The 12,850-nt window shown below is 68.4% G+C and carries 12 protein-coding genes and 1 pseudogene; 4 read left to right on the forward strand and 9 right to left on the reverse strand.

Features of this window, described 5'->3' with window-relative positions; genetic code table 11:
• Positions 1–21: 21 nt before the first annotated feature.
• From ACOTKD_RS30890 to ACOTKD_RS30925, 8 genes are all read right to left on the reverse strand, one after another.
• On the reverse strand, positions 22–921 hold the full coding sequence (locus ACOTKD_RS30890; protein ID WP_424892303.1) for a type II secretion system F family protein: 900 nt from the start codon (positions 919–921) through the stop codon (positions 22–24).
• Complete coding sequence (locus ACOTKD_RS30895) at positions 918–1,847, reverse strand: type II secretion system F family protein (RefSeq protein ID WP_424892304.1); 930 nt, start codon at positions 1,845–1,847, stop codon at positions 918–920. Before ACOTKD_RS30895 ends, ACOTKD_RS30890 begins: the two co-directional genes overlap by 4 nt.
• Positions 1,844–3,424, reverse strand: coding sequence for a CpaF family protein (locus ACOTKD_RS30900; RefSeq protein WP_424892305.1), 1,581 nt, complete (start codon positions 3,422–3,424; stop codon positions 1,844–1,846). Before ACOTKD_RS30900 ends, ACOTKD_RS30895 begins: the two co-directional genes overlap by 4 nt.
• An 11-nt stretch (positions 3,425–3,435) precedes the next feature.
• On the reverse strand, positions 3,436–4,248 hold the full coding sequence (locus tag ACOTKD_RS30905) for a hypothetical protein (RefSeq protein WP_424892306.1): 813 nt from the start codon (positions 4,246–4,248) through the stop codon (positions 3,436–3,438).
• Positions 4,248–4,961 carry an SAF domain-containing protein gene (locus tag ACOTKD_RS30910; protein WP_424892307.1) on the reverse strand — a complete coding sequence of 238 codons (714 nt, stop codon included), beginning with the start codon at positions 4,959–4,961 and terminating at the stop codon, positions 4,248–4,250. Before ACOTKD_RS30910 ends, ACOTKD_RS30905 begins: the two co-directional genes overlap by 1 nt.
• A gap of 17 nt (positions 4,962–4,978) precedes the next feature.
• Positions 4,979–5,518: an ATP/GTP-binding protein gene (locus ACOTKD_RS30915; RefSeq protein WP_424892308.1), complete on the reverse strand. Its 540-nt coding sequence runs from the start codon at positions 5,516–5,518 to the stop codon at positions 4,979–4,981.
• Between the two features lie 410 nt (positions 5,519–5,928).
• Positions 5,929–6,543 carry a hypothetical protein gene (locus ACOTKD_RS30920; RefSeq protein WP_424892309.1) on the reverse strand — a complete coding sequence of 205 codons (615 nt, stop codon included), beginning with the start codon at positions 6,541–6,543 and terminating at the stop codon, positions 5,929–5,931.
• 148 nt (positions 6,544–6,691) lie between these two features.
• Complete coding sequence (locus tag ACOTKD_RS30925; RefSeq protein WP_424892310.1) at positions 6,692–7,144, reverse strand: helix-turn-helix transcriptional regulator; 453 nt, start codon at positions 7,142–7,144, stop codon at positions 6,692–6,694.
• Between the two features lie 1,540 nt (positions 7,145–8,684).
• Here ACOTKD_RS30925 and ACOTKD_RS30930 point away from each other — a divergent pair.
• From ACOTKD_RS30930 to ACOTKD_RS30945, 4 genes and pseudogenes are all read left to right on the forward strand, one after another.
• Entirely contained in the window at positions 8,685–9,035 is a 351-nt protein-coding gene (locus tag ACOTKD_RS30930) for a hypothetical protein (protein WP_424892311.1), read from the forward strand.
• A 363-nt stretch (positions 9,036–9,398) separates the two neighbouring features.
• A complete protein-coding gene (locus tag ACOTKD_RS30935) occupies positions 9,399–10,334 on the forward strand; it encodes a DUF6192 family protein (protein ID WP_424892312.1) in 936 nt (311 codons plus the stop codon).
• A 2-nt stretch (positions 10,335–10,336) separates the two neighbouring features.
• Complete coding sequence (locus tag ACOTKD_RS30940) at positions 10,337–10,744, forward strand: hypothetical protein (RefSeq protein WP_424892314.1); 408 nt, start codon at positions 10,337–10,339, stop codon at positions 10,742–10,744.
• A gap of 12 nt (positions 10,745–10,756) precedes the next feature.
• Positions 10,757–10,885, forward strand: a pseudogene (locus ACOTKD_RS30945) (transposase); the annotation flags it as partial.
• A 117-nt stretch (positions 10,886–11,002) separates the two neighbouring features.
• Here ACOTKD_RS30945 and ACOTKD_RS30950 read toward each other — a convergent pair.
• Positions 11,003–12,772, reverse strand: a complete 1,770-nt coding sequence (locus ACOTKD_RS30950) for a reverse transcriptase domain-containing protein (protein WP_424892315.1) — start codon at positions 12,770–12,772, stop codon at positions 11,003–11,005.
• Positions 12,773–12,850 lie beyond the last annotated feature (78 nt).

Raw genomic sequence — 12,850 nt, forward strand, 5'->3', positions numbered from 1 at the left:
CTCACTTCAGGTGGGTTTGGGCTAGCTGGCCATGATGCGCGTGAGCGCGGGGTAGCCGATGTAGGCGGTCATGATCACGACCAGGACGGAAACGGGCATGATCATGCGCTCGCTGGCGTCGTTGGCCTTGGCCTTGGCTGCGGTGAGCAGGGCCCCGGACAGCGAGCGGGCCTGTGCGCCGAGGGTCTCGCCGACCGCCGCGCCTTCTTCGCCGGCGATCGAGATGATGTCGGCCGGTGCGCCGAGTTCGGGGACGTCGAGCTCGATCGAGAGCCGCTTGAGGCCCTCCCAGGGGCTGATGCCCTCGAGTTCGGCGCGGGTGATCGCGTCGCGGATCTTGGTGAAGACCCAGCCCTCGCCGACCTCGGCCGCGCGCTTGAGGGCCTGGGTGGGGGCGGCGTCCGCGGCCCGCTCCAGCTGGACCAGGCGCAGGTAGGCCTTGATGGCGTGCCGGAAGTCGGCCCGTACCTCGGTGGCGCGCTGCTTGGCGTGCACGTCCGGCACGAACCAGAAAAGGAGGGCAAGGACCAGGCCAGCGGCGGCAGGCACGGGCAGCGGCAGCGGGTAGCCGGCCAGGGCGGCCATGGAGACCACGATCGTGGGCAGCAGCAGACCGTACAGCGCGAGGGCGACCTTCATGCCCACGTGTTTGGTGGGGGTGCGGCCGATCAGCTCGAGCTCCTGGCGCGGCAGCCGCAGGGTGCCCTCGCCGGCCGCGCGCAGCAGCGCGGCGCCCACGCGCTCCAGCCCCGTGGCCGGGGTCCCGTCGATGCGCACCGGCTGGAGGTTCTCCAGGCGGGATGCGTCCATGCGGGTCAGGACGTCGCCGACGTCCGGCCGGCCGGGCCGCAGGCCCCGGTAGAAGACGACCAGGCCGAGCCCGACTGCGACGCCCGCGATGACGGCGTAAGGGGAGATCACCGGGCGGCCTCCTTCTCGGTGGGGGTACGGTCCGCCGAGGACAGGAACCGCGGCGACGGCTCGATGACCGCCATCCGACGCATCCAGATCTTCACCAGCACGAACCCGATCCCCAGGCCGACCAGCACCAGCTGGCCGACCGGGCTGGTGTAGGGCTCCACATACGCCCCGGACAGCATCGACACCGCGAAGATCACCAGGCAGAAGATCGTCACCCAGCGGTCGTTCGTGCGCGGCTTCTGCCGGTCGGCCTCCACCTCGCGCCGGGAGAGGACCTCTTGGGAGAGCGCCGAGGCCAGGTCGTTCAGGGCCCGGCCGAGACCGGCGCCGCGGTCCTCGACGTGCAGGATCAGCAGGGCGGCGACCTCGTCGCAGATCGCGTCGTCCATCTCGTCGGCGAAGGCCCGGTAGGCGTCCTGCGGCAGCCAGCCGGCTTGCAGCCGCGAGACCAGGCGGGTGACTTCACCGGTGATCGGCTTGGGCACGGTCTGCAGGCTGCGCTGGATGCTCTGCTCCAGGCTCACACCGACGGTGTGGATGTCCGACAGCCGGCGCACCCACTCCTCGACCGCCTCCAGGCGCGCGATCTGCTCCTTGGAGCCGGAGCCGGGGTTGAGCAGCCAGGGCAGCCCCATCACGATGACCGCGGTCACCACACCGCCCATCGGCCACGAGCTGAACAGCCACACTCCGAGTCCCAGGACCAGGGCGCCGGCCAGGCGGGTACCGCGCTTGGCCCACCAGGCCGACGACTGGGAGGAGTTGGGACCCAGGCCGAGGGAGGCGCGAAGGCGCTGCTCGAGGCGGCTGCGGCGCCGGGCAGGGCCGGGTGCCCAGCCGATGCCGCCGGCGACGGCCATGAACAGTCCGGCGACCACCATGACGGCGGCCAGGGCGGCGATCAGGGACGAGAGCGTGAGCGTCATACCGGCATCACGGTGCTCAGCCGGTCCTCCCAGGCCCCCCAGGGCTGCATCAGCAGGCTCCGGTCGAAGCCCACGCGCTCGATGTCGGCGAGGTAGGTGCCGGAGGGCATCATCTGCGGGACGGCCCGCGGTTCACGGCGGCCGTCCTGCTCGCGCGGCGCGAAGATCATCTGGTGGGACGGGCGCCCGTTCTCGCCGATCCCGGTGATCTCCATGACGTGGGAGACGAACCGGTGCTTGCGGCCCGGGCGACCATTGGCGTCCACGAGCTCGGTCTCGTCGACCAGCCGGATGTAGATGACCAGGTCCACGGCCTGCGCGATCAGACGCAGCGCCAGCTGCTCGGACATGCCGATGCCCGCCTCCAGGCACAGCGTGGTCAGTCGCTCGATGCTCAGCAGCGCGCTGCGGGCGTGCAAGGTGCACATACTGCCGCCCTCGCCCTCGTTCATCGCGTGGAGCATCGGGACGACTTCCTTGCTGCGGACCTCGCCGACGATGATGCGACGCAGCGACATACGCAGCAGCTGCGGGAAGAGATCCGACAGGGTCAGCTCACCCATGAGCCGGCCGTCCGGGCCGCGCTCGCCGTTGGACTCGCGTCCCTCGTAGGCGACGACCTCGGGGCCGTCGGGGTCCTCGTGGAGGTAGAGCTCGTACTCGCTCTCCAGGGTGCCGACCCGCTCGGTCCGCGGGATCTCGCGGGCGGCCGCGCGCAGCAGGGACGTCTTTCCTACGCCCTGGGAGCCGACGATCACCACGTTCTTGCGGGCCTGGACGGAGGCCTTAATGAAGGCGGCGAGGGTGGAGTCGATCGACCCCAGCTTCACGAGATCGTTCAGGCCCTGGCCGCGGGTGCGGTGGCGGCGGATGACGACCTGCGGCCGCGGCGTGATCCCGTACGAGGCGGCGAGACGGGAACCGTCCGCCAGCCTCATGTTCAGGTTCGGGGTCGCCGGGGTCAGCGCGCGCTCGCCCTGGCCGCCCATCCTCGCGATGTGGTTGATCAGCCGCACGAGCTCGGCGTCGCTGGGGGCGATCGGCTCCCACATCTGCGAGGGCCGGTCCGAGTAGTCCACACGGACGCGGTCGCCGTTGATCAGGATGTTCTCGACGTTCGGGTCGTCGAGCAGCGGCTGCAGGCGGCCGGCGCGGAAGAGCTCGTCGAAGACGGCCTTGCGCAGCTGGTTCTCCTGCTCCACGGTCAGCGGAGGCTGGCCCGTCGCGGCGTACTTGATCGCCCACTCGCTGACGGTCTCACTGATGATCTTGATGCCGTGCTGGCGCCGGTCCTCGTCGCTCATCGTGCCGTCGGCGGCCGCGGCCTGGCTGACCTTCAGGCTCGCCTGGTGCCGCAGCTCCGCGATGACCTCGTACGCCACCGGCAGCGTGCTGAAATACCCGCCGGGCGCCGGGGACTTCGCGGTCTCCGCGGCTGCGGGGGCCACGGGGGCCGGCATCGCGGCCGGGGAGGCCGATCCGGGCGCGGCTGTGCGGCTGATGAGTGCCTGCGCGAATGCGGCGTCCAGGGACGACGCGGGGTCGGGCAGGCCAGGGCCCGCCGGGTTCACAGTCATGGTTCCTTCCTTCAGCCCTGGACCGGTGCGGGCCGCGCGAGCTGGATGCGCCGCCGGGTGACGATCTCGTGGATCCGGTCGTGCGCCGTCCGGGCCGAGCGCAAAAGGCCCCGTCCGGACTTCTTGAACGCGCCGTGGGTGAGGACGTCCGCGGTGTCGGGGTCCCACTCCAGCGCCGCGTAGGCCGGGGTCTGGAGCCACTGCTGGATGTTGCTCGAGGACAGCGAGCCCTCCTCCACGATCAGCAGCCCCAGCGCGTCCGCACCGGTGCCGTGTTGCGCGAGCTCCTCGCGCAGCACCCGCACGGCCGGCCTCGTGGCGAGCACCGAGGCCTGCGTCGAACGCACCGTCAGCAGGACCACGTCCGCAGCCCGCAGCAGCGGCGCCGGGTAGACCGTGGTGCTCAGCCGCGTCTCGGACTGGGCCACGATGCGTCCGGCGTCGATGATGACGTCATAGCCGTGCCCATCCATGACAGCGATCAGCTCGGCGATGGCATCCCAGGTCCGGGCCATCGACGGGGCCTGCGCCGGATCGGTCAGCCCGGGCAGGAGCATGCGCTTGCCGCTGTGCTCCTGGTCTAGGGCGACCCAGTGCCGGCGGAACTCCGTGGCGAGGGCGTGCGGACCTTGCCGCTCGGCGGCGGCCAGGCGGTGCAGCCCGACCTGGGCCGAGCCTTCCCCTTGCAGGTAGCCGACCCTGATCGTGCCCCCGGCCGGGTCAGCCTCGACCAACAGCGACGGGCGGGGCGACGACAGCGCAAGCGCCAGGGCCGAGACGGTGACCCCGCAGGACTTACCGGAAGCCAGAGCGATAACGGACATCAGTGCTTCGCCTTCAGCACGATCGAGGCACTGCCGCTGGCCGCCCACGCGGCCAGGGTCGCGCTGCTGTTCCCAGTCGTGGCGACGTCCACGACGCGCGCGCCGTTGGCGTCCGCGTCGCCGACCCGGGTGACGACGGCCGGCTGGCTGTCGGGCCCGGCGTTCTTGCCGTCTGCCTTGCCGTTGGCGCCGGCGCCCTGGGCGTTGCCGTTGCCGCCCTGGGGGGTGTAGACGACGGTCACCTCATCTCCGGGCTCGAGCTGCCGCGACGGCAGCTGGCCAGGCTTGGCGAGAATGCCCACGACGTCCTTGCCCTGGGTGAGGCTCCCGGTCTCCCGCACGGAGTCCTTCGTCACCAGGATCCCGGCCGGGATGTCCGCGGCCGCCGCCTTGCCGATGATCGCCTTCTTCTCGGACACCGGCACCGGGTGCAGCGCTGCGTCGCGTGAGACGTGCGCGATGACCAGGTCCGAGGGCTTGATCACGGCACCGGCGGGTATGGGCTTCGCCGTGGCGATCACGCTGACGCGGTCACCGGCATCATTCACCAGCCACACCGCGATCAGCGCCCCCACCGCCGCCAGGGCCAGGCCGGCCCCCATCACGACGGGACGGCGCCGTCGGCGCGGTGCGTCCTGGGTGATCGGCAGCGGCCCCGCAGGAGCCTCGGAGGCGGCCCCGCCCTTGTCTCGCTTCGCGAACTTCGTCGCCATCTCTCTTGTTCCTCGTACTAGTTGACGACCTGCAGCTCGCCGACGCGTGCCGCAGTCTGTGCCGAGCGGGTCTGGTTGGGTAGCGTCCCGGTCTGGCCGTTCGTGGCCGTCCAGGTCACCACCCACGTTGTGGTGGCCGTGATCTGGTATTCGCCGACCTTTGTGTAGCGGTAGCCGCAGTCCGGCGAGTCCTTCTTGCCGAGGCTCGGGTCGTACGGCGTGCCCGGGCTGGCGCAGTGGACGCTCTTCCCGTCGCCCATGTTCCAGTCGATGCCCGTCACCTTCGCCGTCGCGGTGACGGACAGCCCGCCGGCCGACGCCGTGGTCGACTGTGGACCCCAGGTCGTTTCCGACTTCTCCACCCACATCCACACCGGCATGCCGATCAGGCCCTTGCTCCCGGGCGGCGGAGCACTGCCGACCTTCGGTGCCTCGAGCTTCATCTTGCTGAACGCCTGCTGCGCCAGTTCGGCGGCCGAGGGCGGGCGGACCACGGCGCCCGGGGGCGCTGCCGGGAAGTACGAGCTGCCGATGTTCGCGCGCCCGTTGCTATCCATGCAGTTGTGCGACCAGATCGCGCCGCCATCGCTAGGGCTGTGCCCGTCCCACACGGGGTCATCGGCGGGCGGCGGTGGTTCTCTCAGCTGCCAGTAGCAGCCAGCGCCGTCGTAGTCGCCCACGCCGTCGATGTGACAGGCCGGCGTGTCGCGAGAGGGCTCTCCATTGGTGCAATTGGCTGCTCCGCCACCACTGTCTGAGCCACCCCCTCCGCTTCCTCGGGAGCCGCTCTCGCTGCTGCCTCCGCCTCCGCCGCCCGTGGAGCCCTTGGTGTGGACGCCCGTGCAGATCCAGGTGCTCTGGCAGCCGCGCACGTCGGTCTCGCCGCCGTCAGCCCATGCGGGGACGGGCACGAGGAGGCTGGCGCACAGCACGACAGCAGCCCAGGCAGCCGCTGCCCAGATCCCCTTTACCCGCACGGCTTGTCCAGCTGCTGGACGTCGACGACCTTCCACGCGTCTCCCACCGTCCGGAGAGAGACCGTCGTCTGGAAGCGCGTCAGACGCTCCTTCGGAAGCGGCACCGCCTGCCCGCTCTTCTTGTTCTGCAGGACCCACCGGGAGACGTCGGTGCAGTCCGCGATCGTCGCCTTCTTCGGCTTCTCGTCAAGGCTGAGCGCCGACACCTTCGGGTCGACCTTGACCTCGCCCTTGATGACGTTGCCGTTGTTGTACAGGGTCGCCAGCTCGCCCAATGCCTTGCTCAGCGCTTTGTCGAAGGCGTACTTCTCAAGGTCGGTGCCGACCGGGCTAGCCTTTGCGTAGGCCTGTATCTGAGCATCCCAGTATTTCCGGTAAGCCGTGGTCACCTCGCCCTTGACCGCTTCCTGCGGGTCGGCACTGGCCGACGCGCTCGATGCGGCAGAGGCCGGCGTGCTGGCGACGGGGTCGTCCCCCAGCGACTCGTCCTTCGCCTTGCCGCCACAGCCACTGAGCAGGGAGACACCGGTCAGCGCGGCAGCGCCCAGCGTGACTGCGCGCAGGCCGCGACGGGTCCGGCCACGATCGGCCGTCGATATTGCCATGAGCGATATCTCCTCAATGAATGCTGTTCGGAGAGCGTGTCTATTACATGAATCTGGCGAGGGTTCAGAGCGCCGGGTGCCCTGTGAATACCGTCGGCCGAAAGGCCCCGGTCCGGTCAGGGCCCGTGACGCAGGGCGGAACCCGCATTCAGGAGCGTGGTGCCGGGCGACGGGCGGCGGCCATTGCGGAGCGGAGCTGTCCCTCGCTGACCTCGAGGAGCTTCGCGGCGAGCGGCACATGGTGTTCGTGGAGCGTGGACTGGCCCCGTTCGATCCGGGACCAACGGGCCTGAGCGATGCCGAGCGCTGCGGCCAGGCCGCGCTGGCTCATGCCCTTGCGCGCGCGCAGCCAGTACAGACTGCGGGTGGAGTCGTCCTCCAGGAGCGCCGAGAGCGGGACATCCAAGGCCGAAGCGAGGGCTGTGAGCGTGCGGAGCTCCGGGGTGCGTTTCCCCCGCTCGTACAGACATATGTGCGGGCCGGCTACCTGCGCGCCGTGCTCGCGGGCGTGGCCGGCGAGCTTGCGCTGCGAGATTCCGGCGGCGGTGCGCAGGGCACGCAGCGCCTCGGCATCGAAGCCGGCGACACCGCGACTGCTCACTGCGCCTCACCCTCCCCTGGGCAGCCCCTGCGTGACGCACCACCAGGCGGCGGCGCACAGCCGCGACCAGCGCCGCCGCGCACGCGGGCTGGGCTGCGATGATCACATTGCTGACGAGCGGGAGGATAGCCGCAGATCGGACGGCCCACTGCATCCGGGGAAGCGGTCCCGGGGTGGAGAATGCCTGGAAATGATCTTGATTCGTACCGCGGACACCCTCGGCTGTATTGGCCGGTGACGGGTCGATACGCATACAGTCCTCTCCCCCCTGCGTCCCCATGCCGTACTGAATCCGACCGACTCGGACTGATTCTGATCGGTAACTTACCCGACCTTGACACGGCCGTTTGTGCACGTCAAGGAAGATTAGGCTTGCCGCTTTACCCATCTGGGCGGTATGCCTGATCTGGCTTATTGGGGCCAAAAGTCCTGCTTATTGATGACCGCTCACCAACCGTTGCGTCAGCGAACCTGGAGCTGCTGTCCCGTCAGCTTCGGTGCGGAATTGCGTCGTTACGGGAAGGTTGGGTCAACCAACTGTCGACAGCCGAGAATGGGCCGCCCAACGACCGCGGTCGCCAACGCGCCACTCAACGGTAAAGGCGCTGCACGCAGGGTTGTGGTGCACGTCACCGCGCGTGACTCCGGCTGTGGCTCGACCCCGGTCCTGCGGTTCGCCACCCGGCGCAGCCCATAGAGAAGCCCCGACCCAAGTTTGCGTCTCGGGGCCGGGGCCTGTGCAGCGTACGAACCGCGCGTCCCTAACGCAAAGCGTGCAGTGCGTGAGCCTGCGCCGACTGCCACGGGGATCCCCGCCAGCGGGCCGGCGCAGCGCCAGGTCACGCCCCATGGGGGAGGCCTTCGGCTTCAGTGCCGAACGGCAGCGCCTCCGGCGCTCCGACCTTCCGGTCGCCGGCTGCCTCCGCCCCGTCTCCTACGCAGGCCGCGGTGACGATTGCCCCGGCGTTCGTCGTCCCTGCTGGCCGATGCAGCATTTTCTAGATGCTCATTGGGGCCAGGGCGTTTGGCGGACCAGCCGGTCCCATTCCTGATCAGCCCGGCCGGGTACGACTCGCTCGGCGGCAGCCCAGCAAGCGACGAGCTCCTCGAAGATGGGGGTATCGCTGGAGCACGGCGACGTGGCCTCGCACTCCGGAGCGACGACCGGCATCGGCCGTACAGCGATCGTCGTCATACAGGCTCAACGCTTCCAGCGGCGGTCAGGTCACCGGCGCCGCGCTGGAAGGCGCCAGCCCCCGGTGAAGCCCCGAGCGCGCACTTGGCAGGACGCGTATCGCTCCCGATCTCTGCGTCGGACGCGGACCCGGCCTCGAGGCCTGCGGTCGTCATCTACCGGAGGCCGAAGGGCGCTCCGGACCTGCTGCTCCGCCCTCCAGAAAAACTCGTGCACTCCCACTGTCACACCATGCGCCTTCCGCACACCTGTAGCAGGTGAGAACGGAGATCACCCCGAGAGCACTGGGGTGCCCATGACACGTGGAGGAGCCTTGCGCGCCCTCCACCTTGAAGGAGAAGACAGATGAACATACGCCGGAAGGTCGCCACGACCCTGGCCACGACCGTCTTGGCACTCGGTGGAGCCGCGGCGATGGCGCCTACGGCCTCGGCGGCCGGCGGCCCCGGCCGTGAGGCATGCAGCAGGTCGTTTGACCACGTCGAGTACGTCCGTACCGAGAGCGGGGTCAACCTCCGTACCGGTCCGGGGACGGGTTACTCCTCCCGCGGCCTGCTGTACGACTGGACGCAGATCTACGTCGGCTGCTTGTCCTCCTCGGGGTACGCCTACGTGCAGGTGTACTCCGGTTCCCACTCGGGCGAGTACGGCTGGGTCGCGAACGACTACATCACCGGGCTCCTCAATCTTGACTGAGCTCGGTAACGCACGGAGCCCCCACCACGTGCCTTAGCAAGGGTTCCGTATCAGAAGCGGTGGAGCCGGCGGACACGCCTGGCTCCACCCCGTGTTTGCTTGGACCACAAAGACCCCTAAGAAGCCGTCTCGCTTCTACGGTGAGTGACGGGGGCTGATGCGGTGCCAGCTTCGGTCGCTGGGTGGTCAGGGGCTGTCTTCGGCCGCTGTCGAATAGGCGGATCATGTGTCCAGTCGGGTGTTTTTCGCTCTTTGCTGGTGATCTGTTCTGGGGGTGGCGGACGGTGCTGGTAGTGGCGGGACGGTGTCCGTGTCGCTGGCGTTGGGCCGCGCCCTCGTCCTGTTGGTGGGTGGTGATCCGCCGTGGCCGTGATCGGGAATGTCGCCGCGAGCCGCTATCACGAGCTGGTGGCCTCTTCGCTTCATGAGGTCGAGGTGCACTCGCGTGCTCAGTGGGCGTTGGGGGATGCCGCGCTGGAGATCGAGCCGATGCGTGAGTGGGGCGGTCACGGGCGGGTTCCCGAGGACGGGCAGAGCGTGGAGGAGGCGCTGACGTTCTTCGCGGAAGACGTGGGGTTATCGGCGTCGACGGTTCGTACGTACCGGTGGGTGGCGGCGAAGTGGCCGGCCGAGCGGCGGGTAGCGGGGGTGTCGTGGGAGGTCCACAGGATCCTGGCCTCGGCCGAGGACCCGTTCGAGGTGATCGCGCATCCGCCGCTCAATGAGCGTACGGGGCGGCGGTCGTGGGATGGGGAGGCCGCGAAGCGGGTGGTGGGCTGGAAGACGTCCACGCCGGTCACGGTGGAGGAGAAGGTCGACGCTGTTGCCGAGCTGGTGCGGGATGAGACGGTGGCCTGCCGGGTGGCGGTCGATCTCCTCAAGCGCCGGGAGGTGGCGTTCGTGGCCATGCGGGACTCCGGCGCTCGTTACATGGTCAACGAGATCCAGTTCGAGCAGGCTGATGAGGACGACGGACTCGACGAGGAGTTCCAGGACGTCCTGGCCCGCGAAGGCGACGACGGCGAGGACGAGCGTTTCGACGACCCGGCCACCGTCGTACGCCGCTGGCACCGGCAGATGGAGTTCGCCGATTTGATGGCGGTCTGCCAGGGCTTCATCGCGGGAGCCACCCGCCTGGTGCCGAAACTGCGGGGGCACGAGTTCACCGACCGGCAGCACGAGCAGGTCGGAACCGTCCTGGAGAAACTGCGCGCTACCGCCGACTGGATTGAAACGGCCGTGGCCACCGGCCGCACCGATCTGGACGAGGCCCTCGCCCAGCTGCTGCGGGGGCAGTAGCCATGCGGGGCCTGCCCGCCCACGTTCATGGCGAAGCCGTACGCAAGGCGCTGGTCGAGGCGCGGCCGGCCGGAGCCAGCCTGGCCCAGCTGTGCCGCTCGACCCGCCGTACCCCCTCCCAGGTATGGACCGGTATCAAGTTCCTGCGCAGGGTTGCCGTGAAAGAGGGCCTGCCGCCGGTGACGCACTCGCGCTCGGAGGGATTCCAGCTGTCGGAGGACCCGGAGATCTGGGTCGCTTACGAGCGGGCGATCTTCATGACGGAACTGCACCGGATCACCAACGTCATCACCGGGATCATCGCCCCGCACGCTCGGCGCCAGCCCTCGGACGAGTGGGTCCGCCTGGTCCTGGAACAGCTCGGCGGGGTCAAGGCCACCCTCGAAGTCCTCACCCGCATGGAACGATAGGACGCCGCTGACGTGCGCAAACGCTGCTATCCCTCCGACATGAGCGACGCGGAGTGGTCGTTGATTGAACCCCTGCTCCCGCCGCCGGCCAGCACCCTGCCCACCGGCGGCCATCCGGAGGTCTACGACCGGCGTGACGTCGGTACTGGTGGGCCGTCGGCGAGGTGTCCGCAGGTGCGAGTCCTTCTCCGACGGCCCCCAGCCCAAACGACGCATGCGACTTTCATCGCACGTCGCTTTCCAGTGACTACCCCGTGATCACTGAGTCCGGCTGTGGATTTCCTCGTGACATGGCTTGCAGGTCACGAGGGTCTTGCGGCGCCGTTTCGCCATCAGTCCGACCCATTCAGGACGATCAGGTCCCGGCTTACCGAGGTCGGCGAGCTTGGCGACGTGATGAACTTCCATCGCGCCTGTTCGCCCGCACCACTCGCACCGCCCGGCGAGGAGCCGGTGGACCAGCTGCCTCCGTCGGATGGACACCGGTGGTGCTTGACGGTCGGTCAGAACCGCTTTCTCCTGCCGTCTCAGTGGAATGCCGCCGAACCGCGCGACCAGCGGTTTCCTCCCGCTGCGTTCGACGCGGGCCTCGAAGCACGTGCGGAGCCCGTACGGAGTGACGGTCTTGGCCTTGTACTTCCGGGCCATCTTCGCCACCGACGAGCGGTGCTTGGCTGCCAACGTCATCAACATCGAGGTCTCCATCACCCACTGCAACCGGTAGAGCCGAAAGACGTCTCCAGCCAGCAGGTAGTACTGGACGATGCCCCTGTACTCGGCCCCGTAGGTGCTGACGATGACGCGGTCGTCCTCGTTCACCAGTTTGGACCGATACGCGGGTTTGCCGCGTTGCATGTACGGAGCGGCCTTCGCCGATACCACCGAACGGGGTACATGCAGACCGATCGTCCCATTGACAGCTCGCCGTCCACGGGTGATCTTACGGTCGTTGTACCGTGCGGTGATCTCGTAGCCGAGAAACTTCGCCGCCTTGGTTCTGGCATGCGTGACGAGCGTTTTCTCCCGCGAGAGTTCCAGTTTCAGGGTCGCCTGAAGGAACTCGGCGAGACGCTCTTTGATCTCCTCGGCCTCGGCCTTCGGCCCGACAAACCCGAGCAAAGTGTCATCGGCATAGCGGACATACCGCAGTCGCCGATACTCAGGATCTTGAGGATTCTGAGAAGGCATGCTCCAGAGCTGCTTACGTAGCTCGCGAGCCGACACCCGGTCACCTCGCATGCGAGCCCGGCGAAGCCGCTCCCACGTGCGGGGATAGGCCGGGTTTCGGGCCTTCACCCTTCCTCGGGTGTATTCCGGAATCAGAACCTTCTCGACGAACTCATCCAACTTGTGCAGGTAGATGTTGGACAGGATCGGGGATACGACTCCGCCTTGCGGACTGCCGCTCAACGTGGCATTCCAGACCCAGTCCTCCATGTATCCGGCTTGGAGCATGTTCCGCATCAGCCGCAGGAACCGGTTGTCTTGGATCTTCTCGCCCAGAATCCCAAGCATGACCGAGTGGTCAAGCCGGTCGAAGCACTGGGCAATGTCTCCTTCGACGAACCAGACCGTCCCTTTCCAGGTGTTCACCACATCTCGCAGAGCGGTGTGGCACCCCCGTCGGGGACGGAAACCGTGTGAGGAGTCGGAGAACGTCGGCTCGTAGTACGCCTCAAGGAGCAATCGCACCACTTCACCGACGAGCTTGTCCGACCACGGCGGCAGGCCAAGCGGACGCAGCTTCGCGCTGCCCCGCTTCTTCGGGATGTAGACCCTCCTGGCTGGGCTCCACCGGTACCGCTCGTGGCGGAGAGCATCGATGATGCGCTCGATCTTGCCCAGCGACATGCCGTCCACGGTCTCCCCGGTGGCCCCAGGCGTCATCGCCCCCTTGTTGGAGTACAGACGTCCGTAGGCCATCAGATACAGCTGCGGGTTGAACAACTGTCGATACAGCTCATCGCACGGCAGACCACGTCTGCCGCGCTCACGGAGGACACTCAGCACCGTTTCGGCGTTCTGCATTACGCATACCTCCCGGTTTCCGCGTGTCCGATCACCTGGCCCCCTTCGCCCTGCGGATGGTCTTCCCATCCTCCTTGG

The organism is Streptomyces sp. XH2 (assembly GCF_049725035.1).
Lineage (GTDB): Bacteria > Actinomycetota > Actinomycetes > Streptomycetales > Streptomycetaceae > Streptomyces > Streptomyces roseoverticillatus.